The organism is Actinomadura fibrosa (assembly GCF_900659615.1).
GTDB classification, from domain to species: Bacteria; Actinomycetota; Actinomycetes; order Streptosporangiales; family Streptosporangiaceae; genus Spirillospora; species Spirillospora fibrosa.
In genome coordinates, this window is the sequence record NZ_CAACUY010000001.1 from 42,665 (window position 1) to 66,369 (window position 23,705).

Below are 23,705 nucleotides of genomic sequence, written 5' to 3' on the forward strand. Positions count from 1 at the left end.
GCTTTCTCCCGGAGGCAGGGCCTGGTGCACCTGGGCGGCGACCAGGAGGTCACGGATTCAGCGAACTACTTCGGCAGCTTCCTGACTGCAGTGCGGACAGTGCGGTGAAGAGCCGATGGTGCGACCGGTAGCGGACCAGTGCGAAGTGGCCGAGACTTAGCCCGCGCCCCTACTGTTCTTGACAGGCGGCATCCAGGAGGTGTCATGACCGCCGCGTCCCCGCTCGGAGAGCTGCTGGCGGTGTTCGGACTGCGCGCCGACCAGCTCGCGCGACGGCTGAACGACATGTCCGAAGCCCTCGGCCGGCCCGAGCGGGTCCATACCAAGACCCCCTACAAGTGGCTTCGCGGCGAGGTGCCCCGTTCACCATGGCGGTCCCTCACAGCGCTGCTCCTCGAACAAGAACTCGGCCGTCCCATCAGTGTCGCCGACCTCGGCTGGCCCCCCGACGATCTGGAGTGCGCACCGGCGACCACAGGGCTGCAAACCGCTTGGACGACCGCCGGGACCTTGCGCGCGATACGCGCGGTCGCTGACGCTGGCTATATGGATCGTCGTAGCTTCCTGCTGATGCTGGGGGCCTCACTCACATCCCCGGCCCACGAGTGGCTTGTCGCCCACCCGACCACGAGCCTCGCCCAAGCCGTCGGTACGGCCGTCCCCGCCCAGATCGTCGACGACTTGGACGCCATCACAGCCCGGCTGCGACACATGGACGACCAACTCGGCGGAGGACCCCTCCTGCGGCTGATCCACGAACACCTGCGCTACGTCACCACGCTGCTCACACAAGGCCGCTACGACGACACCACCGGCAAACGCCTTCACGCCACCGCCGCCGAGCTACTACGCCTGGCCGGATTCACCGCGTTCGACAGCGGACAGCACGGACTCGCGCAGCGTTACTGGGTGGCCGGCCTCCACGCCGCCCACACCGCTGGCGACCGCGCCCTCGGCGCCAACATCATCGGCTTCATGTCATGCCAGGCCAAAGACCTGGACGGCGGCCGCGAAGCCGTTCTGCTCGCCCAGACCGCCCGCACCGGCTACCCCGGAGGCAGCGGTCGGGTCACCGCCATCCTCGAACTACGGGCCGCCGAAGCCCACGCCAACGATCAGACCGCCACCACCACCCGACGCGCCACCGACATCCGCCGCGCGATCGACACCGCCTTCGACGCCCTTCAGGACCCCAGACCGTCATCGGACGACCCGGGCTGGAGCTACTGGATGACTGACACCCACGCCCACGGCCAAGCCGGCTACTGCTACCTACGCAGCGGCGACCATCAACGAGCCCGCCACCACCTTCGCCAAGCCGTCAAGACCGACACGGACTCGCGCGAAGGAGCGCTACGGCAGATCCTGCTCGCCACCACCTACATCCAGCAGCCCCAACCCGAACTCGAACCCGCCCTGTCCTACGCCCACCGAGCGCTCGGCACGCTGTCCGGCCAGGTCGACTCCGCGCGATGCCGCAGCCACCTATCCCGCTTCAGCGAACATCTGGCCCCCTACCGACGCAACACCAACGTCCGGACGTTCCTCGACCAAGTAAAAGCAGCCAAGGAACCCAGCACCCGCCAGCACACCTGATCAAGACCCCGTAGAGAATCGAACGGCATGAACTCGTCCAGGCCAGCGACCTCGAAGACCAGACCGCCCCCGCGCGGGGATGAACCCGGCCCGCAGCCTGCGGGCAGGAGTGCGTGGTGGCAGTCCCGCGCTGCGGCAGTGTGCCGGCAGCCACGGGAGCTTCCCATGGCCGCCGTCAATCGCCCTCCTGCTGCGGTCGCTCCACGACCCACCTAGGTCACCTATGCAGCCGTTTGATGCGATATAGCCGAATCGCAAGAAGTGCTCAAAACAGGCGTCCCCGCCGATAGACCTGCAGGTCAGGAAGTCTGCTCCCCGCACGCGCGGGGATGGTCCTAACTACGGTCTACGAATCCTCGGCAACTACGACTGCTCCCCGCACGCGCGGGGATGGTCCCCGGCCATCACGTGCAGGTCATGGGCATGTCTGCTGCTCCCCGCACGCGCGGGGATGGTCCGGAGACGTCGGTCGTCGTGACGTGGGTCGTGATCTGCTCCCCGCACGCGCGGGGATGGTCCCCGCCGGACGGTACCGAGACGCGTGGGTTGAGATTGCTCCCCGCACGCGCGGGGATGGTCCCCTCCCCGGCGGCGGCGGAGCCGTCCAGATGAACTGCTCCCCGCACGCGCGGGGATGGTCCCACCTCCGTGCCGTTCTCCATGGCGGTGGCGCACTGCTCCCCGCACGCGCGGGGATGGTCCCCCCGACCCCGTGATGATCCGGATCACCAGCGGCTGCTCCCCGCACGCGCGGGGATGGTCCCACCGCGAGGCCCGCGTCCATCAGCTTGCGGAGCTGCTCCCCGCACGCGCGAGGATGGTCCCTCGAAAAGCACCAGCGATCCCTGCCCGACTCCCTGCTCCCCGCACGCGCGGGGATGGTCCCGAGAAAGGGACGTCCACCTGGTTCCGGTTACACTGCTCCCCGCACGCGCGGGGAAGGTCCCTCCGCGACCTCACCTGGCGCACACCCGCCGAACTGCTCCCGCACGCGCGGGGATGGTCCCCCGAACGGCTGCCGGCCGCCGAGCCAGACACCCTGCTCCTTGCACACGCGGGGATGATCCCGACTCGTTCATCGCAGAGCTCACTCGCCTGTGCTACTCCCTGCACGCGCGGGGATGGTTTCAAGCCCGCTACCGCGTCGACACGCCCGCGGTAGAGCGATCCCTCACCGAACTCCAGAACTACCTGCGCACCTGCTGCCCGCCCACGGATGGGGACGCAGCCGACGCCTGAGTGCACGATGGCCGTCGGCATCCGCGCCAGGAAAGCGCTGAAGCACTTTGCACTCCTCGGGGCGAGCGGTGCAGGCTCAGGTCACGTGACATGTGCGCTGCCCGTTCGGAGCGCTTGTGGGAGTGAGGAAGGCGGCCCCAGGCGGGACGGGACGTGGATACGCTTCATGTCCTACAGACGTGACAGTCGGTGTTCGGGGACATGAGGTGAGTGTGATTAGTCCGTACGTGCGCCGACTGCGGCTTGCGGCGGAGTTGCGCGAGCTGCGGGAACAGGCCGGGGTCTCAGCGCAGGACCTTGCCAAGCGGTCGGGCGTCTACCGGCAGATGATCAGCAAGCTGGAGAACGCGCACGTCGCACCGAACCAGGAGGATGTTCAGCGACTGCTGGACGTCTTCGGCGTCGAGGGTGACAAGTGGACACAGCTCGTGCAGATCACCGCCGAGGCGGCGGCGCATGGCTGGTGGGAGTCGTCGGGGATCGGTGAGCGCCAGGCCAGGTTCGCCAACCTCGAGGCCGGTGCGAGCGTCATCCGCGAGTATCAGCAGAACCTGATCCCGGGGCTGCTGCAAACAGAGGAGTTCATCGCCACACGCTTGACCAACACAGAGCTGCCCTTGCCGCCTGATGCCGAGGTCGCTGGCGTGCTGAAGGGGCGGGTCGGACGGCAGCGGATGCTGCATCGTCCGGCTGGCCCGTCCTATGAGGTGATCCTGGACGAGGTGGTGCTGCGTCGCCGTTCGGTCCCGGAGGAAGTGTTCCGTCGGCAGCTCGGCCACATCGTCGACCTGTCCCGGCAGGACGAGCGGGTGACGGTGCGGGTTCTGCCTGTGGACGCCGAGATCCCTGGGTACAACATCCCTGAATGTTCGTTTTCGATGTACACCTATCCCGACGACGGTGATCCGGATGTAGTGGCATTGGAGACGGTGACCACCGACCTCGTGCTCACCGATCCGCAGCACACCGCGCAATTCGAGATGGTGTACGGAGGTCTCATCCGCGCGGCGCTGTCGGCCGAGCGGTCACGCGAGATGCTGACGGACGTCGCAGACTCCCTCCCGTCGCACTAGGAAGATCCCATGACCAGTCGTGAACGCTTTGTCGGATGGCGCAAGTCGTCGTACAGCGGAACGGGCAACAACTGCGTCGAGGCCGGGCGATCCGGCGGGCACCGGATCGGCGTCCGGGACACCGCGTTTGGCGACGCCGGCCCAGTGCTTGAGTTCGGGATGAGCGCCTGGGCGATCTTCTTGGCGGAGGTCCGCCGGGGAAGACACTGTCTGCCGTAGCCCATTCAGCCAGGGAAGCAGGGGTCGAAGTGTCGCACTTCGACCCTTTTCTTCGTATCTGGGTAACGAGAGAGATGCGCACTGTTACAAAAACCCTTGCGGCTGATCAAAGACAATCACATACTCGTGACTGTCACCCGACAAGGACAGTCGGAACAACGATGTCTGTCTAGCGACCTGAGAGCACAGGTCAATGGACTCCCGAGAACCGGCTGTCGTCCCCCTGCAGGCTCACAGTCAGGAGCGACAACGATGTCTGTGCCATCGACCGCACCCCCATGCCGCGACACTGCGACGCCCGGCACAAGGCCCCCGCTGCACGACGGCGGCGACTACAGGGATGTCGTGGGGTTGGCCGCTCTGCCAACCTCGATCCCCCTGGTGCGCGCGTTCGCCCGAGCCAAGCTGTCGGCGTGGGGACTGGACGCCGATCATGGCTGGGACTGCCAACAGGTGCTCTCTGAGCTGGTCACCAATGCCTTCGACGTCACGGGTGAGCTACTCCCCGATGATCTGGTCGCCCTGGACGAACTCGCGGTGATCCTCATCCAGCTCCGGATATCGGCCAAGCACCTCATCGTCGAGGTTCGTGACTCTGGGGCCGGCCGTCCGCAGATCCCGGACACGGGGCTCAACGACGAAGGAGGGCGCGGCCTGCGGCTGGCAACGATGCTCGCCGGTGCCTGGGGCTGGTACCCCGTCACAACACCCAAGCAGGGCAAGGTCGTTTGGGCGTCGTGGGCGCTCGACCGGAAAGCCGCCTCGTGAGGCCGCGCCCAGCGCTTCGCCTGCTCGTCCGACGACGTTCCGCGGTTCCGCCACCTCTCGCATTCATCGTCCCGGACGAGATGACTGGGCTCGAACTAGCGAACGGGGTCGGCTTGGCCTTCGCCCGCTCACGCGATGCCATGGCGGAGGAAGCGAAGCAGGCTCGATACCGAGCCTCCGAGGAGAAGAATCGACGGCATCGCGCCTACCTGGCCGGGCGAGCAGATGCCCTGAGTGAGGCCGTTGCGCGGACGGACACCGCGATGGCCGACCTGTTCGCCAGGTGAAACGCTGAGGGCGGGCGGCTCCCCTTCAGGCGAGGGAGTCGCCCATCACCTCTGTGCTCTGAGTCGGACGCTCGATTCAACGCTCGACGAGGGTGCGAGCGTCCGCCCCTTGCCGCCGAGCCAACCCTTGAGCTGCGCCGGGCAACTTCCTACGGCAGGTCGAGCGAAGACCATGGCGATTCAGGAGCGCCAACACGATGCTTTCAAACAACAGTGCGCCACGCCGACGCTTAAAGTAGTCGACTGACGTGAGATGAGGGAAGCTGGGACGCAGGTGGCCGGAGTGGCCGCTGAAGCACTCAGTCGAACCGAGCAGAGAGGAGTCCGCAATGGTCCGGATTCAGGCAACGCTGGAGAGCACCTCGCATGGACGCACTCGACACTCACACCGACGGGGCTACTGAGCGGCTCACCGTCAAGCTGCACGACCGACTCTGTCTGCATCCGCGACAGGAAGCTCAGACGCTAGGGCACACCCCCAGCCCGGGGCCCCAGTACGCCGATACGAGCAAGCGAGCACAGATCTCTCGGGCGAGCTCGTTATCCACAACACTGTGGACAACCGGGCGGAGTTCCGGAAGGCGTGGAGCTACAGCGCTCGAAGAGGCCGATCGAACAGCATTAGAAATCGCGTACCGCCCGCGACACGTGACCGCACAAGGGAGCTCGGAGCCTCTGACCTGTGCAGGTCCCCGATGGTCACTCTGGACGCAGGCTCGGCGGATGGCATCGAGACGCTCGGCGTAATCGGCGGCGAAGAGATCCGGCAGTGCCTTGTCCAGGATGCCCGCGATTCGATGAATCGCGGGCCAGACGGCTGAATCGCCAACGACACGGTCGAAATCCGTCATCTGCAGCCGCTCCAGCCACTTGAACAAGACGAGCGCTTCTCCCGCGTAAGCCGGATGACGACCTCTTGCATGCCTGCAGACCTAGCCCTTTGTCGAGTGCGGTCTCAGACATGTCCCGAGGGATCTTCATCAAGCTCCGCTGACGCAGGGCAAGAAATGGAGAACACAAGCGTTATCGGCTGTGGACCGGGCGCGGTCCACAGCGAGGAACGGGATCGAGCGCGATCCCAGGTGAGGAGGCCAATGGCCGAAGACGGCAGCGACGAGTCCGCATCGAGCATGGTCAAGCGGCGTAACCGCCGAACCCGCAGCGAGGGGAAGCGAAGGCGGGTGCTGTACATCCTGTTGTCGGACGAAGAGCACGCGGCGGTGTCCAAGGCGGCCGAGCGGGAACGCCTGGCGACTGCGGCGTGGGCAGCGCTGACGTTGCTCGCCGCAGCAACCGGGAAGCCGCGAGCGGAGAACAGCGAGCTGCGCGAGATGCTGCAGGCCGTCATGCAGGTGCGCGGTCAGGCGCACCGGATCGGCGTCAATCTCAACCAGGCGGTCGCCGCGCTGAACTCAGGAGAGGTGCCCTGGACGATCCAGTGGTACGCCCGCGCCGCCGCGCAGACGATCCGCAAGCTGGATGAGCTGGCCGACGAGCTGAGGAAGCGGCTGCCATGACAGGAGCCGTCAGCGGGCCGAAGACCTCGGCGCTGAGCGTCGCAGGATGATCGGGAAGGTTATGCGTATTGCCCGGGTCCAGGGGCTGCTGCGGTACCTCTACGGGCCGGGCACCAATGGTGAGCACCGCGACCCGCGCATCGTCGCTGGCTTTGGGGACCTGGCCGACTTGGAACCGGCAGTACGCCCCGATGGCCGCCGCGACTTTCGCCATTTGGAGGGTGTGCTGGTCCAGCCGCTGGCGCTGCTCGGTGAACGCAACTACCACAAGCCCGTTTGGCATTGCGCCGTACGGGCCGCTCCAGAAGACCCGGTCCTGACCGATGAGCAGTGGGCGCAGATCGCCGGCGAGATCATGCAGCGGACTGGTCTGGTCCCGGAGGGGGACGTTGACGCCGTCCGCTGGATCGCTGTCCGGCACGCCGACGACCACGTTCATATCGTGGCCACACTGGCGCGGCCGGACGGCGTCCGCCCCGAGGTATGGAACGACGGATACCGGGTGCGGGACGCCTGCCGGGCGGTGGAGGCACGGTTCGGCCTGCGGTCCACGGCGCCGGCCGACCGGACCGCCGCCCGCCGTCCCAAACGCGGTGAGATCGAGAAAGCCGTCCGCCGTGGCCGGGCAGTACCTTCCCGTACCTTCCTGCATCACAAGGTGCAGACGGCGGCCGCCGGCGCGGGTAGCGAAAGGGAGTTCTTCGAACGCCTCCAGGCCGACGGTGTCCTGGTGCGGCGGCGGTTCAGCGAGCGGACGGCTGGCGAGCTGACCGGGTACGCGGTGGCCGCGCCCGGCGATGTCAACGCGGACGGACAGCCGGTCTGGTACGGGGGCAGCAAACTCGCCGCCGACCTCACGCTGTCCAAACTCCGCCAGCGCTGGACAAGCGCGGACGGCTCGGTCCGCGGCCCATCCGCCGTCCGTCCGCTTTCCGGACGGCATCTATCCGCGCGGACAAGGCAGGCCCTACTGCGGACAACCGTCCGCAGCGCCGCGGACAAGACCCGGACGATCACTGAGTTCCTTGACCGGCTCCAGGACAACGGCCTCATGGTCAAGGTCCGCTACAGCCAGTACGTCCCCGGTCAGATCACCGGTTACGCCGTCGCCCTTCCCGCCGATTCTGGTGACGAGGAATCGACCTGGCATCCAGGAAGTCGGCTCGCAGACGACCTCTCTCTCACACGCCTCCAGCAGCGTTGGGCATCACCTGGGGCGCGTGACATGCCAACCGCCGTCGTTCGCGACCTCACCGTTGAGGATCGGCAGGCGTTCTACGACGACGCGGCTCGCGCCGCGTCCTACGCCACTGCCCACATTCGTCGCTACCTCGCCACCAATCCGTACACAGTCCAGGACGCTTGCTGGGCCGCCTCCGATGCCCTTCGCGCCGCTGCGCAAGCCACCGGCAACCATCACCTCCGCCGCGCCGCCGACAGCTACGATCGCGCCGCTCGCGCACCCTACGGTCGCATTCCACGGCCCACCCCTGCCGGCAACGCCCTGCGAACCGCAGCCCGCCTCCTCGCGCTCACCGGCTCCGTCAAGAACCGGGCGACCGTGTCGACCATGCTGCTCGTCGCCAACCTCATCACGCTGCTCGACACCATCGCCGAGCTGCGCCGCCTCCAGCACCGCCACGCCCAAGCCGACGCCGCCCGAAGCGCCGGCGCACAGGTCCGCGAAGCGCAACCCGAGGCACCCGTCAGCCCGCCAGAACCAACCGCACAGGTGGCCATGTCCTCACAAGCACGCCTGACCATGGCCGCCTTCCCCAACCCGTGGGCGCCGCTGCACCCCACGGCCCCGACTAGACCCCCACCATCGAGCCCTTCCCCACCAACCCGGCCAAGCCGACAGCACCGGTGACAATCCGTCATGACGAAGACTTCAACGCATCCGCCACGAACCCAAACACGGAGGCATCCGAATGCAGACCATGCGGCACGAAGACCTCGACACTCTTCCCACGGTCGTCAGTATCATGACCGCCGCTCGCGCTCTGAAACTCTCCCGTACGTACGCCTATGAACTGGCGAGACGCGGAGACTTCCCGTGCCGCATCATCCGAGTCGGTACCGCCTACCGGGTGCCGACCGCAGAACTCCGCAAGCTGCTCGGCGTGACCTAGCCGACGGAGAGCCGCGCTCTTCCCTGGATGGCGATGGAGATCGCCATCCAGGGGTTAGGGCACCTGACCTGGGCGTTAAGCCTCAAGGTTCCCATTGAAATGATCTAACAGCATGTAGTTGACTCTCCGCGAGTGAGCGATGACAACGCGAAGGTCTGCGATGAGCTCCCTGAGCGCCCGCACGAGCGTCTCGAACGGCTGGTGAGTCTGCTGGCCGAAGGCGTCGATGAACTCCGACGCCTTGAGCCGCTACCCCGTGTGCGTGCGAAGGAGCCTCTCGCCACCCTCGCTCGTGAGGTGATCGGGAGCCTCGCCGCCGTACAGCGGAAGGCGTTCCGCGAAGCCCGGACCGATGGCCTCACGCTCACGCAGATCGCCGACCGACTCGGCGTGAGTGTTCAGGCGGTGCTCCAGGTGCTGAAGAAGCGACCTCACGATTAGACCAACGTCTACGGAGGCGTTCCTCGGCCCTGGCACCGCGAAGTGACCATTCTGAGGAGAAGCCTTGAGAGGTACGACGTTCAAGCGCTGCGGCTGCCGCAACCCCGAGACGGGCAAGAAGTTCGCCTTGGGGACATGCCCGCAGCTGACCAAGCGGACCCACGGTTCGTGGTGGGCCCGCTATGAAGCTCCCCCAGGAGCGGATGGACGCCGAAGACAGCCCTACATCGGTCCGTTCACCACCCAGAGAGCTGCTCAGGCGGCTCTCACGGACGAACTCGCTACGGCGGAACGGCTCGGCCAGCCGGTCGACCGATCCCTGAAGGTCGGCTCCTACCTGGAGAAGATCTGGCTGCCAGGCAAGCGGCGTCTGGCGAAGTCGACCTATGCGGACTACGAGGAGATCGTCCGGCTCTACCTGGCGCCTGGGCTCGGACACCTCAAGCTCGTGGAGCTGCGTGACAAGCATGCACGTGACCTCTACGACGCCATCCTGCAAATCAACAGGCCGCTTCCCGCCTCAGAGAAGCCGAGCGAGCTCCTCCAGCGGCTGTTGGACGCCCGAGCGCTGTCCCCGCGGAAACTCCCTCCTGCGGGCAAGCCCACTCGCAAGCAGACTCAGCCGATCTCACCGGCAAGGGTGAGGAAGGTTCATGCGGTGCTGTCGTCTGCCCTGAACTCGGCAGTCAAGTCCAAGCGCGTCGGACACAATCCGATCGAGCACGTGGAACTGCCCCGGATCAAGGGCAGGCGGGTCAAGCCGTACGTGTGGACCGCTGAACGCGTCCAGCGCTGGCAGGAGACCGGCAAAGCTCCGGGCCCAGTGATGGTCTGGACTCCCGCACAGACCGGCGCGTTCCTCGACTTTGCGGTCGACGAGCGTCTGTACGCCCTCTTCCACCTGGTCGCCTTCCGCGGTCTGCGACGAGCCGAGGTCGCGGGGCTGTCCTGGCAGGACACCGACCTAAAGGGTTCGGGGACGATCACCATCAGGGAAACGCTGTCCGAGGGGGATGACGAGTACGACGACGCCAAGTCGGAGGCCGGCGAGCGAACGGTCGCGTTGGACTCGACGACGATCTCGGTGCTGCTGGCATGGCGCGAGCGTCAAGAAGAGGAGCGCCTCGCTGCCGGAGCGGAGGTCTGGGTCGACTCGGGCCGGGTGTTCACCCAAGCGGACGGCAGACCGCTTCGCCCTCAATGGATCTCCATGCGGTTCGACGACCTCATCGAGAAGCACGGGCGGGTCCGCCGGAGGCATGTCGAGGAGGGCTGGGCGCCGGACCGGATCGCGCGGCGGCACCGCGTCAGCGAGAGGGCCGTGCAGGGGGTGCTACGGGGCGACCCTCTGCCGCCGATCCGCTTCCACGACCTGCGGCACGGGGCGGCCACGCTGGCGTTGCTCGGCAAGGTGGACATGAAGGTGATCAGCGAGACGCTCGGGCACTCGCGTCATTCGTTCACCGCCGATACCTACACCTCCGTCCTGCCGGAGGTGTCGAGGGCCGCTGCTGAGGCCGTCGCCGCTGTCGTACCGCGCATGTCAGCCGACGAGGTGACGTCCGAGCCGCCGACTCCGCGGAACGTGGTCTCGCTGGCGGACCGGCGCAGGAGGCGAACCGAACACGCAGGGTAGTTGTGACGATGATCCACTTCGGGACTCTGACCTGGGCGTGGGACGCCGCCACGGCGTCTCGTGCTCACCACGTGCTATCCAGGGCCAACAAAACGGGCATCTGGGATGCGACAGGGACTTCGTCCAAGATCTCGATCTCGGGCGAAGTCCCTGGTCAGGTGGCGGAGGATCGGGGATTTGAACCCCGGATGGGCGGTAAACCCAAACCGCATTAGCAGTGCGGCGCCATAGACCGGACTAGGCGAATCCTCCAGGAGCCCTCAGGCTCAGGACAGGTTACCGGTTCCGCTGGCCAACCGGCAAAGCCTGGCCCGTGGTCACCGAAGCTTAGCCCGAACCGGCGACGCCCGCTCCCGGGGCCGCGGGAGCAGAGCGTCGGCGATCAGCCGCCCAGGCGGATGCCCGTGTAGCCGCACGCCTTGCCGAGCTCGTTGCCGTGCTGCTGCATCTCGGTGAAGTTGGGCGTCCCGCCGCCGAGGTTGCCGGAGTTCAGGCGCCGCAGCGTGGCGGCGGTGTCGTCCAGGTCCTGCGCGAACTTCGTGGCCGCGACCTCGACGTCGCCGCCGGCGCTCTGGCCTTCACTGCGAATCTTCGCGGCCGTGTCGGAGAACCGCTGGGGGCTGGTCGACGAGCCGCCGCTGCTGGTCGAGAAGCTGCGCAGCTCCGACTCGATGTTCTTGCACGCGGTGTTCTTCTTGCCGCTGCCGGTGATCGTGTCGATCGGCCCGCATGCCGTGGAAGCGAGCAGCGCGCCACCGATGGCGAGGACGCCGACCAGCTTGGTGGCAGACATGCGCATGGGGTGTCTCCTTCAGGGGGTTTGGGCTTCGGACGAGGTTCAACCTCATAGGTCGCACCCGTCTCAATCACCCCTTTGGCGCTGTCTCGTCCCAGCCGGTTCCGTGACCCAGGTCACATCGGCAACCGCTCGGGCCCCAACCGATTCGCGGACAGCCCCAGGGAGCCGGTACAGTAATCCCGGCAGGCACCCGTAGCTCAATGGATAGAGCATCTGACTACGGATCAGAAGGTTAGGGGTTCGAATCCCTTCGGGTGCGCCAGCTCAGAGCCCCCTTCCGATCATGGAAGGGGGCTTTTGCATGGCCGTGGGAGCCACAGAGACCGATCACGCCCCGAAGAGCGCACCGCTCATCGCCTCAGCCGCCGCCCGCTTGTCGTCCACCAGGAGATGCCCATAGACGTCCTTCGTGATCGCCATGGACGTGTGCCCCAGGATCTCTGAGACGACGTGCAGCGGCGTCCCTTGCGCCAGCATCAGCGAGGCACCCGAGTGCCGTAGCTCATGCGGATGCCAGTGGCCGAGACCAGCGCGCTTGGCCAGCTTGGAGAAGACGTGCGAGAAGTTGTCCGGGTCCATCGGCGTTCCGACCTCACTCGCGAAGATTAGCCCGTGATCCCGCTACAGCCCACCGGCCGCAATCTTGGCCTTAGCCTGCCGATCGTGGAGCGTCCGGAGCTTGGTCACGAGCTGAGGAGTGAGGACGAGCGTCCGGCGAGACTTCGGCGTCTTCAAGCCTCCCACCACGAGCCGTGTCTTGCGACCGCTCGCCTTGTCGCGGTCCTTGATTCGCTTCACGGAGTGCGTCAGCCGAATCGTTCCGGCGTCCCAGTCGACCGCCGACCAGTGCAGGCCGAGCACCTCGCCACGCCGTAGGCCGTACGCGAGCGCGAGCATGATGGCGACCTCGAAGCGGTGGCCGGCGACTGTGCTCAAGAGTACCTTCGCCTGGTCGATCGTCAGAGTCCGTCCTTCCTTGGCCACCACGTGAGGAGCTGCCGAAAGAGCGGCGACGTTGCCTTCTCTCTCGGCCTGCGCGAGAGCCTTGCGAAGCACCGTCCACATGATCCGGCTGCTGTTGGCGCTGTAGCCAGCCTCCCGCTTGGCCTGCCACAGCTTGTCGACGTCCAGGACAGTGGGTTTGGAGAGCTTCGTTCGCCCGAGCGCGGGTGCCGGATGCAGTCGCACAGTGTCCTTGTAGTCGTCTTCGGTTGACTCGGCCACCGTGCCCGGGAGGTTGTGGGTCAACCAGCGGTCCAAGAACGCCTTGATGGTGATCTTGTTGTCCCGGGATCGTCCCGGCATCCACCAGCTCTCGCAGCTTGCGAAGCTTCTCCGCCACCTCGGCGCGCGTGCGTCCGGAGACCTTCTTTCGGACGCGTCGTCCCTTGTCGTCGTAGCCGAGGTGGACCGCACCCCGCCAGCTCAAGGAGCGGCGGCGCTCGCGCTGTTGGCGCGGCCCGCCGCCTGCGCGTCCGGGGCGTGCGGCGTGGGCGCCGGTCCCCGGCCGCGCATCGCTGCACGGCCGCGCCAGCCGGTCGCCGGCCCGGTCCGCTCGGGTCGCGCCGCCGCTTGTACGACGTCAGCGTGCAAGGGCAACGATCTCGTCCACGGCCGTGAGCGGAACCATCAAGGCAAGATTCCAAGTCTCGTCATCCTGCCCGATCAGCACCGTCGCCTGCCCATCCTCGGCGAGGGTCCAGAACACCGGCAAGTCGCCACAAGTACCTACCTGAAGTGATCGCCGGTCATCCCAAGTCGCTGAACGGATTTCGCTCAGCCGTGAGAGGTCCGCAAGAGGTGCCCAGACATGCAGCTCCCATGTCTCAGCTTGCAACATCACTAGCGGCATCGGATCGGCGTCCATATCCAACGTCACGTCAACCATACGAGGATGCTCGCATAGAGCCAGAACCCAGAACGGGGCGGAAACCTTGCGTCCGTAGAGCATCTGCGCTTCTGCTGAGCGTGCGCTACTGGGGAATCCCGTGGTTCCCCAGACCCCTCCTGGACCCGGAGGGCACTCCCGCGCGAATCTGCCTGTCACGGGGTGCGCGCCGTTCGCGCGGGAGCACCCTTCGGACAGGCCCGTCCGTCCGTCGCGGTCCGATGGAGACGGCGACGATGGGAGAGCGGAGGAGGTCACGCCGGAGCACTATGAATACTGCGGGCTCTACCTACGAGGTCTGTCCAAGGACGCCGCGGTTGACCTGGTGGGCCAAGCCGCCGCTACCGCCCTTGACGGCGTCGCACACCTCAACGGCCTTGAGATCGAAGTCATGCGCAACCCTGGTTCGTTCCGGACTCAGAGGACTTCCCCGCCTGGCCAATCAAGATCGAGGTCGTCAAGCAGCAGGCCACACCCAGCCAGGTGGTGGACGCGGTCTCGAAACTCGTCACCTTCGCCTGGCAAGCCGGATACGCGGCAATCGCCGCAGGCGACTACGAAGACGAGCTCCCCGCAGACGGCGGGTACAGCCGGTGGCTCCGTGGGAGCCACGGTGGGAGCCACGGGGCCGGATGGTGAGGATCGGAGTGAGCGGGTTCGGACGCGGCGCAGGTCATCGGCCCAGCGTGCGGACGGGTTCGGACGGCGCCAGTGATCGTTTGGGAATCTACGGATCAGAAGGTTAGGGGTTCGAATCCCTTCGGGTGCGCCCTGTTCAGAGGCCCCTCGCGATCATCGTGGGGGCCTTTGTGCTAACGCCTTATCAACAGCGCGGCTTCCGGGCCTACGCCGCGTCCCTACCTGGTGAGCGAAGATCGTGACTGCCTCCACAAGCTGCTCGCTGTCGCATGCGTGTAGGCCCGCAGCCTGACGGACGGGGCAGCGTGCTCGGCCGGGCCGCCACAAGATTGAACAGAACGCCTGCCATCAGCAGCGTCGTCGTGCGGATGTGCCGGAGGTCGTGAGGCCGCGCGTGGAGCAGTGGCTCAGCTGGAGGCAGTCCCGCCATCGGTGCGTTGTGTGCGTCGGTCGGGGTCGTCATGAGGGACGTGGCCGTGTCCGGAGGGATCGGTTCGCCTGATCCGGTGGCGCACACACGGCCGGGCCCTTGATGTAGGTCGAGGCGTCGGTGAGGTCAATGTCTCGCCTCCGCAGGTTGAGCAGCTCACCGCGGCGAGCTCCCGTGTAGGCGACCAGGTGGGAGGACGTGGCCGGCCGCTGCGTCCACATCTCGTCGGGCTCGGGGCGCCGCATCTTGTCAGTAGGGGCTTGGACGCGCGGGACTTCGTTTGTCGGTGACGTGGGCTGGCAGCGGCTTGCCATTGCGGGCGGTGGTGGGGGGTGTTTTGCCGGGCTTCATGTCTTGGGCGCGGTAGTGCCAGTGCGTGAGGACGAGGACCTGGCGTCGTGAGAGGGGGCGTCTGGTGGTGTTCTCGTCGGGTTTGCGCTGGTTGTGTTTGGAGTGTGCTTGGCGGAGTGCGGTGAGGGTGGTCGAGTGACGGTGTGACTTGGTGGATCGACGAAAGTTGATGGTGGGTGGGGACTCTTGCCCGCTGCCACGGTGTCGGTCCTCCGAGGACGCTCGCCGTATGGGCCTACGCGGACGGTGAGGAGATCGTCCTGCTGATGAAGGGCCAGGGCGACAGCGGGTGGCGGCCGTCCTCGGACTCGTTCTACGGGTTGTCGCCGAAGCAGGTGGCCGATCTGCCGACCGAGCCGAAGAAGTTGGAGCAGGTGTTGCTGGGCCTCAGGGGCAAGTGGCACGCGGTCAGCGTCGACGGTGCCAAGGAGGAGACGATCGGCGAGTTGAAGGGCCAGGAGCGGCTCCGGGCCCTGACCGAGGTGGCCGGGGGGCTGCTGAGCACGACGCCGGCCTCGGGGAAGGTGCGGGCGGCGGTGTACCGGATGGTCGCCGGGCTGCCCGGCCTCAAGGTCAGGGGGACGGCGACCGATCCGCTGGGCCGCACGGGGGCGGTGGTGTCCATGCCGCTGAAGACGACGGTGCCGCTCGGCCTCTACACCGCGCCGAAGCAGCTCGGCAGCTACACGCGGCAATGGATCATCGACACGGGAACCGGGATGCTGCTGGCCACGCGTGATCTGGTGGCGACGCCGCCGCATGGTTCGCTGAGGCTTCCGTCGGGCGACAACGGCAAGCCGCGCCGCCTGACCGTCGCGACGCAGCCCGATCGGTTCCACCGACCGGGTGAGGTGCTCCAGTACGACGCCTACAAGGTCGCGGAGTGGACGGACTCGGGCCCGAAGGGCTGACCGGGACGGCCGGGTGGCGTGACGGGCGTCGCGTCGCCCGGCCGTGTCAGGACGTCCAGAGGCGGAGCTTCTCGGGGTTGAGGACCGCCCAGATGTTCCTGATCTGGGCGTTCTCGATGTCGAAGGCCATGACGGAGACGGTGGCGCCGTCCAGCTGGGCGGCCAGGCCGGGCTGGCCGTTGACCGTGCACTCCACGAGGGTCGCGCCGGAGCGGGTGGCGAAGAAGCGGGCGATCTGTTCGGCCCCTTGGAGGGGACGGGGTTCGGCGTGGGCGAGTCCGCCGCCGTCGCCGGTCGCGGTCGCGTCGGGGGCCAGGAGGCTGACGAGGGCGTCGATGTCCTTGGCCTCCCAGGCGCGTTTGAAGGCGCGGACGACGTCGGCGTGCTGGGGCGCGGGCGGGTGCTGGGACGCGCGGATGCGGCGGCGGGCCGAGGTGGCCAGCTGGCGGCAGGCCGCCGGTGTGCGGCCGACGATCTCGGCGACGTCGGCGAAGGGGTAGCGGAAGACGTCGTGCAGGACGAACGCGACGCGCTCGGCCGGGGTCATCGAGTCGAGGACGACGAGGAACGCCATGCTGACCGACTCGTCGAGGGTGACGCGGTCGGCCGGATCGGTGCTCGCCCATTCGTCGCGGTCGGGCAGCGGCTCGGGCACCCATTCGCCGACGTACTGCTCCCGCCTGGCGCGGGCCGAGCCGAGCAGGTCGAGGCAGACGCGGGTGGCGACGGTCGTCAGCCAGGCGGCGGGGGACGCGATCGCGTCCTGCCGCCGCGGCGGCATCGCGTACCAGCGGGCGTAGGTCTCCTGGACGGCGTCCTCGGCCTCGGTCAGGGAGCCGAGGAGCCGGTACGCGAGGTTGATCAGCCGGCGCCGCTCGCTCATGAGCGGGTCCGGTCCGGTCGGGGTGGTCATCGGGCGCCGACTCCTTTCCTCTCGTGGTCTCGACGAGTCAGCGCGCCGGGATGTGAGGTCGCCGCCTCACATCCGCGGGGAGTCCGTCGTCGTACCCGGGGACGAAGGAAGGAGCGATTATGGAACCCGTCAACATCGCGATCGTTTACTACAGTGCCACGGTCGGGGCGCCTGATCGGTTTAGTCGCGTTTGATGACGCCGGTGAGACCCGCTACGACGGCCGTGGTCAGGATCCATCCGGCGGCTATGAGCGCCCAGGAGCAGTACATCGCCGTGCCGTGGGGCTGCCATGCCTTCTGCTGCCCGAGGTCGATGACCGGTAGCAGGACGTCCAGTGTGTAGGCGAACGCGTTGAATGCGGGTCCGTCCGGGCTGCTCCGCGTCATGGCACCGGGATGCGCGTGGGCGAAGATCCAGGTTCCGGCGAGGAGCAGTCCGGCCAGCCATCCCGCGGCGAGGCGCGTCCGGTAGCCGTAGCCGACGGTCAGGTAGAGCAGCCAGTTGGCCAGCTTGCCGCCGAGGCCGAGCACGTGGCGGCGGTGCCGCTGCTTGGCGATGGCGACCTGGCGCGCGGCCTCTTCCCGTCCCGCACGGCGGTACGCGGCGGCCAGCTGGTCGTAGGCCTGTGGTGTGTAGCCGCCGCGGTCGCGGGCCAGCCAGCGCAGGCGTTGCCGCCCGTCCGTGCCGTCGTCGGCGAGGGTGCCGTAGGTGAAGCCGTGCAGGCGCAGGACGGCGGGCCACGTCGCCTGCGCGTCATGGAAGACCCTGACCTGGGCGTTCGTGAGGTTGACGAGCCCGTCCGGAGCTTCGCCGGGCAGCAGGATCAGCTCGTCGGCACGCGCCGCTTCGAGGTCCAGGGCCTGCTGGCCGGAGTTGCGCAGGCGGGCACCGGTGAAGTCGCAGGCACCGCCGATCCGGGCGCCTTTGATGCGGACCTCGCCCTCGGCGGTGAATCCGCTGCCGCATTGGACGTCGTGTTCCACGATGAGGCCGTAGCCGTCCAGTGCGGTTCCGCCGGGAGCTTTCAAGTCGGCCCTGGACATGTCTAGGTAGGAGATGCGGGCGCCCGCCAGGCGGATGCTTCCTTCGGCCCGAAGGTTCTCGCACAGCATGTGCTGGCCGACGGTGAGCCAGTTCGCTTGGAGCGCGGTGCCTCCGGCATTGGACAGGTGGGCGTCCTGGAGGACGAGTCGTCCGTCGATATGGGCGCCGAGCAGGCGAACCTCGCCTTCGGCGGTGAAGCCGCCGCCGCAGTGGAGGCCGTGGTTCACGGCCAGGCGGTCGGCGTTCAGGGCTCGGCCGCCGGGGTTGGTGAGGCGGGCCCGGCGGAGGGAGAGCTTTCCGCCGATGGTCGCGCCGAGAAGGTCGACGGGCCCTTCCACGGTGGATCCGTCGTTGAGTTCCAGGTCGCCGGTGGTGCGGAGGCTCCGGGCCGACAGGCCGGGCAGGTGGCAGCCGTGGAGGCGGACGGTCAGGGCGCTGGCGTCGTTCAGGGTGACGACGTCGTCGAAGTCGCAGCCGTCCAGTAGTAGGGGACGGGTGAGGGTGCACGCCTCCAGGTCCAAAGGGCCGGTGAAGAGGGCGCCCCGGATCTTGATCGGCCGGATGCGGCCGCCGTCGGACGGTGGCGCCTCGACGAGCCGTTCGCCCAGCCACGCGGCTCGCACCGTGCGGTGCGGGGGATCGCCGCCGCTGAGGTCGACCGGCTCGCCGGCGTCGATGCGCGGCATGATCCGCTGCTCGTTCTCGGTCATCGCAGTCCTCCGGTAGCCGATGCCGGAAGTGTGACGGAGGAGGGAGGCGGCGGGCCGGAGCGTGGGCGGGAGCGATGAGTTTCGGAAGTGTCGGTGGTCGTATCGATGATGGGGTCCGCCACGGTCCCTGAAGGGAGCACGGACATGAGCGCGGTACGGGTTCTGGTCGGTACGCGCAAGGGCGCGTTCATCCTCGAATCGGACGGGAAGCGCGAGCGGTGGGAGGTCAGCGGGCCGCACTTCGGGGGGTGGGAGCTGTACCACGTCGTGGGCTCCCCCGCCGATCCGTCGCGGCTGTACGCGTCGCAGTCGAACGGCTGGTTCGGGCAGGTGATCCAGCGGTCGGACGACGGCGGCCGGACGTGGCGTCCGATGGGCAACGAGTTCGCCTATGACGGAGATCCGGGCACCCACCAGTGGTTCGACGGCACGCCGCATCCGTGGGAGTTCGCCAGGGTGTGGCACCTGGAGCCGTCGCCGGCCGATCCGGACACCGTCTACGCCGGGGTCGAGGACGCCGCCCTGTTCCGGACCGTCGACGGCGGTCAGAGCTGGACGGAGCTGCCGGGGCTGCGCGGCCACGGGTCCGGGTCGTCCTGGCAGCCGGGCGCGGGCGGGATGTGCCTGCACACGATCGTGCTGGACCCCGTCGACGAGGCGCGGATGTTCGTCGCCATCTCCGCGGCGGGGGTCTTCCGGACGGACGACGCCGGCAAGACGTGGCAAGCGGCGAACAGGGGCCTGCGGTCGGAGGGGATCCCGGATCCCGAGGCCGAGATCGGCCACTGCGTCCACCGCATCGTCCAGCACCGGTCGCGGCCGGAGGTGCTGTTCATGCAGAAGCACTGGGACGTCATGCGCAGCGACGACGCCGGCGGGACCTGGCGGGAGATCAGCGGCGACCTGCCCAGCGACTTCGGGTTCCCCATCGCGGTCCACGCCCACGAGCCGGACACCGTGTACGTCGTCCCGATCAAGAGCGACTCCGAGCACTACCCGCCCGAGGGGCGGCTGCGCGTCTATCGCAGCCGGACGGGCGGGGACGAGTGGGAGCCGCTGACCAGGGGCCTTCCGCAGGAGCACTGCTACGTCAACGTGCTCCGGGACGCGATGGCCGTCGACTCCCTCGACGAGTGCGGTGTGTACTTCGGGACGACCGGCGGCCAGGTGTACGCCTCGGCCGACGCGGGGGACACCTGGGCGCCGATCGTCCGGGACCTTCCCGCGGTCCTGTCGGTGGAAGTGCAGACCCTGCCGTGATCCGCGTGGTGCTGCCCGCCCATCTGCGCGCGCTCGCCCGTGTCGACGGCGAGGTGAGCCTGGACGTCCGGGAGCCGGTCACGCTGGCCTCGGTCCTGGACGTGCTGGAGGACCGGTATCCGATGCTGTGCGGGACGATCCGCGACCGCGGCACCGGGCGGCGCCGCGCGTTCGTGCGGTTCTTCGCCTGCGCGGAGGACCTCTCCCACAAGCCTCAGGACGCTCCGCTTCCGGATCCCGTCGTCGAGGGGAGTGAGCCGCTCATGGTCGTGGGCGCCATGGCAGGGGGTTAGGAGATCAGGTTCCGGTGGTCACGACGATCTTGCCGATCTGGGCGTTCGACTCCAGGTAGCGGTGGGCGTCGGCGATCTCGTCCAGGGTGAAGGTGCGGTCCACCATGGGCCGGAAGGCGCCCGAGCGGAGCCCGGACGCCACGAAGGCCTCCGCGCGGCGCAGCCGTTCGGGCTGGGTGGTGGTCTCCAGGAGGGTGTAGGTGCGCATGTTCAGCGGCGGCATGCCGAGGTCGATGCCCGGATAGGGGGTCGGTTCGCCGCTCAGCGCGCCGTAGACGAGGAGCATGCCCTCGCGGGCGACGACCCTGGCCAGGTCCGTGACGCCGGGGCCGGCGACGGCGTCGAAGACGAACTCGGCGCCCCGCCCGCCGGTCGCCGCGAGGACGCGGTCGACGACGTCGTCCGACTCGGTGACGATGACCTCCGCGGCGCCCGCCTTCAGCAGCGCCTCCTTCTTGGCGGCGGTGCGGGTGAGGGCGATGGGGGTGGCCCCGACGCGATCGGCGACGTGGATGGCGGCCAGCCCGACGCTGCTGGACGCCGCGTTCAGCACGACCGTGTCGCCCGGCCGCATCCCGCCGACCTCCACCAGGGCGCCGTAGGCCGTCACGTACGGCATCCACACCGCGGCGCCTTCGACGGCACCGATCCCCTCGGGACGGTGCAGGACCGCCGCGGCGGGCACGATCGCGCGTTCGGCGTAGACGCCGTAGTCGTTCTGGGAGAACGCGGGCACGGTGCTGACGGGCTGGCCCGGCCGCAGGCCGCCGACTCCCTCGCCGACGGCCTCGACGACCCCGGCGGCCTCGGTGCCCAGCCGGGCGGGGAACCGCCGCACCGGCTCGATGTAGTGGCCGGTGCGGAACAGCACCTCGGCCCGGTTCAGGCCGATCGCGTCCACGCGGATGCGCACCTCGCCCGGTCCCGGTTCGCCGACCTCGACGTCCTCCAGCCTCATGACCTCGGGGCCTCCGAGCTCGTGGAACAGCACCGTCCTGGCCATCGTGTCGTCCTCTCTCGCGATGCGGTGATCTACTCAAACCCGAAAGTACGATCGCTGTCAAACTTTGATGAGTGTCGTACTATGGGCGGCATGGACGACGACCGCAACCCGCACCATCCCGACGTGCGGACGATCACGCTTCAGCAGGTCCTGGAGGCCCTCGTCGACCCGGTGCGGCGGAGCATCGTCACGCAGCTGTGCGCCTCGCCGGTGGACCTCAAGTGCGGCGGCTTCAACCTGTCCGTGAGCAACTCCACGGCCACGCACCACTTTCGGGTGCTGCGCGAGGCGGGCCTCATCCGGCAGTACTACGTGGGCACCTCGCGGATGAACACGTTGCGGCGCGACGAGTTCGACGAGGTCTTCCCCGGGCTCCTGGACACCATCGTGGCCGCCGAACGCGCACCGGCCTCTCGCGCGAACTAGGGCGAATCGGGGAGGGTGATGCGGACGGTCGTGCCCTGACCGGGCGCGGAGAGCAGTTCGGCGCGTCCGCCGTGGGCGGCGGCTATGGCGGCGACGATCGGGAGGCCCAGGCCCGCGCCGGTGGTGCCCTGCTCGGCCCGGTGGAAGCGCTCGAACGCGCGGGCGGCGTCGTCCGGGGACATGCCGGGCCCCTCGTCGGTGACCTCGATGACGCCGGGCGCGAGGCGGATCGTCGCGGATGTCCCGGGAGGCGTGTGCGCGCGAACGTTCGCCAGCAGGTTCGCGAGGACCTGCCGTATGCGCGCCTCGTCCACGGTCGCGGTCAGAGTTCCGGGGGCGTCCAGAGTGACCGGATGCTCCGCGGACGCGGCGGTCGAGTCGGCGATCGCGTCGCGGGCCAGGGGCACGAGGTCCACGGGCACCGGCCGCAGGGCGGCGCCGCGGTCCAGGCGGGCGAGCTCCAGCAGGTCGGTGACCAGGCTGTTCATCCGGCGGGCCTCGTCCTCGATGCGGCGCATCGCGTCCGGCAGCCCGTCCGGGCTGAGCGCGCCGTGCCGGTACAGCTCGGCGTAGCCCTGGATGGTGGTCAGCGGGGTGCGCAGCTCGTGCGAGGCGTCCGCGGCGAACTCCCGGACGCGGGCCTCGGAGCGGCTCGTGGCCCAGAACGCCTGCTCGATGCGTTCCAGCATGACGTTGATGGCGGCGGCGAGGCGGGCCGTCTCGGTGCGCCGCCCGGGGTCCGGCATGCGTGCGCGCAGGTCGCCGCCGGCGGTGATGGCGTGGGCGGTCGCGGCCATCCGGTCGAGCGGCCGGAGACCCCGGTGGATCAGCCATCGGCCGAGCAGCAGCAGGACGGCGAGCAGGGCCGCCGCTGTGGCGACCTCGGTCAGCACGAGGTTGCGGACGGCCGCCCGGATCTCGTCGAGCGGCGTCGCCACGACCACGACGCCGTTGCGCCACGGGCGGGCCACGGCGCGCATCCCGGCGAGGGAGAAGGGGCCGCCGCCGGCCTTGGCGGCCAGCTCGGCCGGGCCGAGCCGGCGCACGTCGGCGACGGCGCGGTCCGGCGCGGGCTCGTCCCCGCTCAGCACCCGGACCTGCCCCTGCGCGGTCACGGCGAGCACGACGAACTGCGCGGGCGCCACCCCCTCCCCGGGCAGGCCGGGCCGGACGAGGCGCGCGACGGCGCGGTCCCGCGTGGCCTGGAGCTGCCCGTCCACGCGGTGCATCAGGTAGCCGTGCAGGACGAGCGCGCTGACCGACCCCATGATCGCCAGACCGGCGAGGGTGACGGCCAGCAGCCCGGCGAGCAGCCGCGCGTTGAGCGTCATGGCCGCAGCGCGTAGCCCACGCCGCGCTGGGTGTGGATGAGCGGGGCGCCGAGCGGGTCGAGTTTGCGCCGCAGGTAGCTGATGTACGTCTCGACAACCTGTGCGTTGCCGTGGTGCTCCCAGCCCCACACGCCCTCCAGCAGCTGCGTGCGCGACAGGACCTTCCCGGCGTTCCGCATCAGGTACGCGAGCAGCCGGAACTCCGTCGGCGACAGGTCGACCTCGACGCCCGCGCGGCGGACGGTCCAGCGGGCCTCGTCGAGCTCCAGGTCGCCCGCGCGCAGGACGCCGTCGTCGGCGGGCGGCGCCGCGGCGGGCGGGGCGGCCCGCCGCAGGACGGCCCGCACCCGCGCCACCAGCGCCTCGATCGAGAACGGCTTGGTGACATAGTCATCACCGCCGAGTGTGAGCCCGGTGACCGTGTCGGACGGCGTGTCCCGCGCGGTCAGGAAGATCACCGGGACCTGGTCGCCGCTCGCGCGCAGCCGCCGGCACACCTCGAAGCCGTCCAGGTCGGGCAGCATGACGTCCAGCAGGACGAGGTCGGGCCGCGCGGACCCGGCCGCGCGCAGCGCCTCGTCCCCGGTGCTCGCGGTGAGGGTCGCGAAGCCGTGGAAGCGCAGCGCGACCTCGATGAGGTCGCGGATGTTGGCCTCGTCGTCCACGACCAGGACCCGCCGGCTCTCGCTCATCGGCTCCTTCCCCGGCGGCCGCCGTCCGCCTTCAGATGTGCCCGGAGGCTCGCACCGCGGGCCCAGTTCACCAGATCAGACTGCCAGGCCCAAGCCCCTGCGGCTC

General features: G+C 68.6%; 21 protein-coding genes, 2 tRNA genes, 1 pseudogene and 1 CRISPR repeat array. Of the genes and pseudogenes, 15 read left to right on the plus strand and 9 right to left on the minus strand.

Annotation, left to right across the window (positions count from 1 at the left end):
* Nucleotides 1-204: 204 nt before the first annotated feature.
* From E1300_RS00150 to E1300_RS00195, 10 genes are all read left to right on the plus strand, one after another.
* Nucleotides 205-1,596, plus strand: a complete 1,392-nt coding sequence (locus E1300_RS00150; RefSeq protein ID WP_131754773.1) for an NsdA family TPR-like regulatory protein — start codon at nucleotides 205-207, stop codon at nucleotides 1,594-1,596.
* A gap of 308 nt (nucleotides 1,597-1,904) precedes the next feature.
* A CRISPR array of direct repeats spans nucleotides 1,905-2,544; the repeat unit is 29 nt; unit sequence CTGCTCCCCGCACGCGCGGGGATGGTCCC.
* A gap of 503 nt (nucleotides 2,545-3,047) precedes the next feature.
* Nucleotides 3,048-3,908 carry a helix-turn-helix domain-containing protein gene (locus E1300_RS00155; protein WP_165502608.1) on the plus strand — a complete coding sequence of 287 codons (861 nt, stop codon included), beginning with the start codon at nucleotides 3,048-3,050 and terminating at the stop codon, nucleotides 3,906-3,908.
* 9 nt (nucleotides 3,909-3,917) lie between these two features.
* Nucleotides 3,918-4,127 carry a DUF397 domain-containing protein gene (locus E1300_RS00160; RefSeq protein WP_131754775.1) on the plus strand — a complete coding sequence of 70 codons (210 nt, stop codon included), beginning with the start codon at nucleotides 3,918-3,920 and terminating at the stop codon, nucleotides 4,125-4,127.
* A gap of 252 nt (nucleotides 4,128-4,379) precedes the next feature.
* Entirely contained in the window at nucleotides 4,380-4,895 is a 516-nt protein-coding gene (locus E1300_RS00165) for an ATP-binding protein (RefSeq protein WP_131754776.1), read from the plus strand.
* A 982-nt stretch (nucleotides 4,896-5,877) separates the two neighbouring features.
* Complete coding sequence (locus E1300_RS53265; RefSeq protein WP_278045330.1) at nucleotides 5,878-6,003, plus strand: hypothetical protein; 126 nt, start codon at nucleotides 5,878-5,880, stop codon at nucleotides 6,001-6,003.
* A 273-nt stretch (nucleotides 6,004-6,276) separates the two neighbouring features.
* The gene (locus tag E1300_RS00175; RefSeq protein ID WP_131754777.1) at nucleotides 6,277-6,699 is read left to right on the plus strand and encodes a hypothetical protein; all 423 of its coding nucleotides are present in this window, start codon (nucleotides 6,277-6,279) and stop codon (nucleotides 6,697-6,699) included.
* A gap of 46 nt (nucleotides 6,700-6,745) precedes the next feature.
* On the plus strand, nucleotides 6,746-8,569 hold the full coding sequence (locus E1300_RS00180) for a relaxase/mobilization nuclease domain-containing protein (RefSeq protein WP_131754778.1): 1,824 nt from the start codon (nucleotides 6,746-6,748) through the stop codon (nucleotides 8,567-8,569).
* 115 nt (nucleotides 8,570-8,684) lie between these two features.
* Nucleotides 8,685-8,831, plus strand: coding sequence for a helix-turn-helix domain-containing protein (locus E1300_RS00185; protein ID WP_242618869.1), 147 nt, complete (start codon nucleotides 8,685-8,687; stop codon nucleotides 8,829-8,831).
* Between the two features lie 132 nt (nucleotides 8,832-8,963).
* Nucleotides 8,964-9,272: a sigma factor-like helix-turn-helix DNA-binding protein gene (locus tag E1300_RS00190; RefSeq protein WP_131754779.1), complete on the plus strand. Its 309-nt coding sequence runs from the start codon at nucleotides 8,964-8,966 to the stop codon at nucleotides 9,270-9,272.
* A gap of 64 nt (nucleotides 9,273-9,336) precedes the next feature.
* The gene (locus E1300_RS00195) at nucleotides 9,337-10,908 is read left to right on the plus strand and encodes a tyrosine-type recombinase/integrase (RefSeq protein WP_131754780.1); all 1,572 of its coding nucleotides are present in this window, start codon (nucleotides 9,337-9,339) and stop codon (nucleotides 10,906-10,908) included.
* 159 nt (nucleotides 10,909-11,067) lie between these two features.
* Here the strand turns inward: E1300_RS00195 and E1300_RS00200 are convergent.
* Nucleotides 11,068-11,160, minus strand: a tRNA-Ser gene (locus tag E1300_RS00200).
* Nucleotides 11,161-11,290: 130 nt separating this feature from the next.
* Complete coding sequence (locus E1300_RS00205; protein WP_131754781.1) at nucleotides 11,291-11,707, minus strand: hypothetical protein; 417 nt, start codon at nucleotides 11,705-11,707, stop codon at nucleotides 11,291-11,293.
* A gap of 186 nt (nucleotides 11,708-11,893) precedes the next feature.
* Here E1300_RS00205 and E1300_RS00210 point away from each other — a divergent pair.
* A tRNA-Arg gene (locus E1300_RS00210) sits at nucleotides 11,894-11,969 on the plus strand.
* 65 nt (nucleotides 11,970-12,034) lie between these two features.
* Here the strand turns inward: E1300_RS00210 and E1300_RS00220 are convergent.
* Both E1300_RS00220 and E1300_RS00225 read right to left on the minus strand, forming a co-directional pair.
* A pseudogene (locus tag E1300_RS00220) lies at nucleotides 12,035-13,012 on the minus strand (tyrosine-type recombinase/integrase).
* Nucleotides 13,013-13,289: 277 nt separating this feature from the next.
* Complete coding sequence (locus E1300_RS00225) at nucleotides 13,290-13,595, minus strand: hypothetical protein (RefSeq protein WP_131754784.1); 306 nt, start codon at nucleotides 13,593-13,595, stop codon at nucleotides 13,290-13,292.
* A 1,596-nt stretch (nucleotides 13,596-15,191) separates the two neighbouring features.
* Here E1300_RS00225 and E1300_RS00230 point away from each other — a divergent pair.
* Nucleotides 15,192-15,926 (plus strand): hypothetical protein, encoded by a 735-nt coding sequence (locus E1300_RS00230; RefSeq protein ID WP_131754785.1) that lies wholly within the window; start codon nucleotides 15,192-15,194, stop codon nucleotides 15,924-15,926.
* Between the two features lie 46 nt (nucleotides 15,927-15,972).
* Here the strand turns inward: E1300_RS00230 and sigJ are convergent, their stop codons facing one another.
* Together sigJ and E1300_RS00240 are read right to left on the minus strand one after the other, a co-directional pair.
* Complete coding sequence (sigJ, locus tag E1300_RS00235; RefSeq protein WP_131754786.1) at nucleotides 15,973-16,839, minus strand: RNA polymerase sigma factor SigJ; 867 nt, start codon at nucleotides 16,837-16,839, stop codon at nucleotides 15,973-15,975.
* Nucleotides 16,840-17,019: 180 nt separating this feature from the next.
* Nucleotides 17,020-18,594 carry a hypothetical protein gene (locus tag E1300_RS00240; protein WP_131754787.1) on the minus strand — a complete coding sequence of 525 codons (1,575 nt, stop codon included), beginning with the start codon at nucleotides 18,592-18,594 and terminating at the stop codon, nucleotides 17,020-17,022.
* A gap of 144 nt (nucleotides 18,595-18,738) precedes the next feature.
* On the opposite strand from E1300_RS00240, the gene E1300_RS00245 reads away from it, so the two are divergent.
* Both E1300_RS00245 and E1300_RS00250 read left to right on the plus strand, forming a co-directional pair.
* Nucleotides 18,739-19,854, plus strand: a complete 1,116-nt coding sequence (locus E1300_RS00245) for a WD40/YVTN/BNR-like repeat-containing protein (RefSeq protein WP_131754788.1) — start codon at nucleotides 18,739-18,741, stop codon at nucleotides 19,852-19,854.
* A complete protein-coding gene (locus tag E1300_RS00250) occupies nucleotides 19,851-20,147 on the plus strand; it encodes a MoaD/ThiS family protein (protein WP_131754789.1) in 297 nt (98 codons plus the stop codon). Before E1300_RS00245 ends, E1300_RS00250 begins: the two co-directional genes overlap by 4 nt.
* A gap of 4 nt (nucleotides 20,148-20,151) precedes the next feature.
* On the opposite strand, the gene E1300_RS00255 is transcribed toward E1300_RS00250, so the two are convergent.
* Nucleotides 20,152-21,150 (minus strand): zinc-dependent alcohol dehydrogenase family protein, encoded by a 999-nt coding sequence (locus tag E1300_RS00255; protein ID WP_131754790.1) that lies wholly within the window; start codon nucleotides 21,148-21,150, stop codon nucleotides 20,152-20,154.
* A 90-nt stretch (nucleotides 21,151-21,240) separates the two neighbouring features.
* Between E1300_RS00255 and E1300_RS00260 the strand changes: the two genes are divergently transcribed.
* A complete protein-coding gene (locus tag E1300_RS00260; protein WP_207399402.1) occupies nucleotides 21,241-21,576 on the plus strand; it encodes an ArsR/SmtB family transcription factor in 336 nt (111 codons plus the stop codon).
* Here E1300_RS00260 and E1300_RS00265 read toward each other — a convergent pair.
* Together E1300_RS00265 and E1300_RS00270 are read right to left on the minus strand one after the other, a co-directional pair.
* Complete coding sequence (locus E1300_RS00265) at nucleotides 21,573-22,907, minus strand: sensor histidine kinase (protein ID WP_131754792.1); 1,335 nt, start codon at nucleotides 22,905-22,907, stop codon at nucleotides 21,573-21,575. The two genes, E1300_RS00260 and E1300_RS00265, sit on opposite strands and share 4 nt — an antisense overlap.
* Complete coding sequence (locus E1300_RS00270) at nucleotides 22,904-23,599, minus strand: response regulator transcription factor (protein WP_131754793.1); 696 nt, start codon at nucleotides 23,597-23,599, stop codon at nucleotides 22,904-22,906. Before E1300_RS00270 ends, E1300_RS00265 begins: the two co-directional genes overlap by 4 nt.
* Between the last annotated feature and the right edge of the window lie 106 nt (nucleotides 23,600-23,705).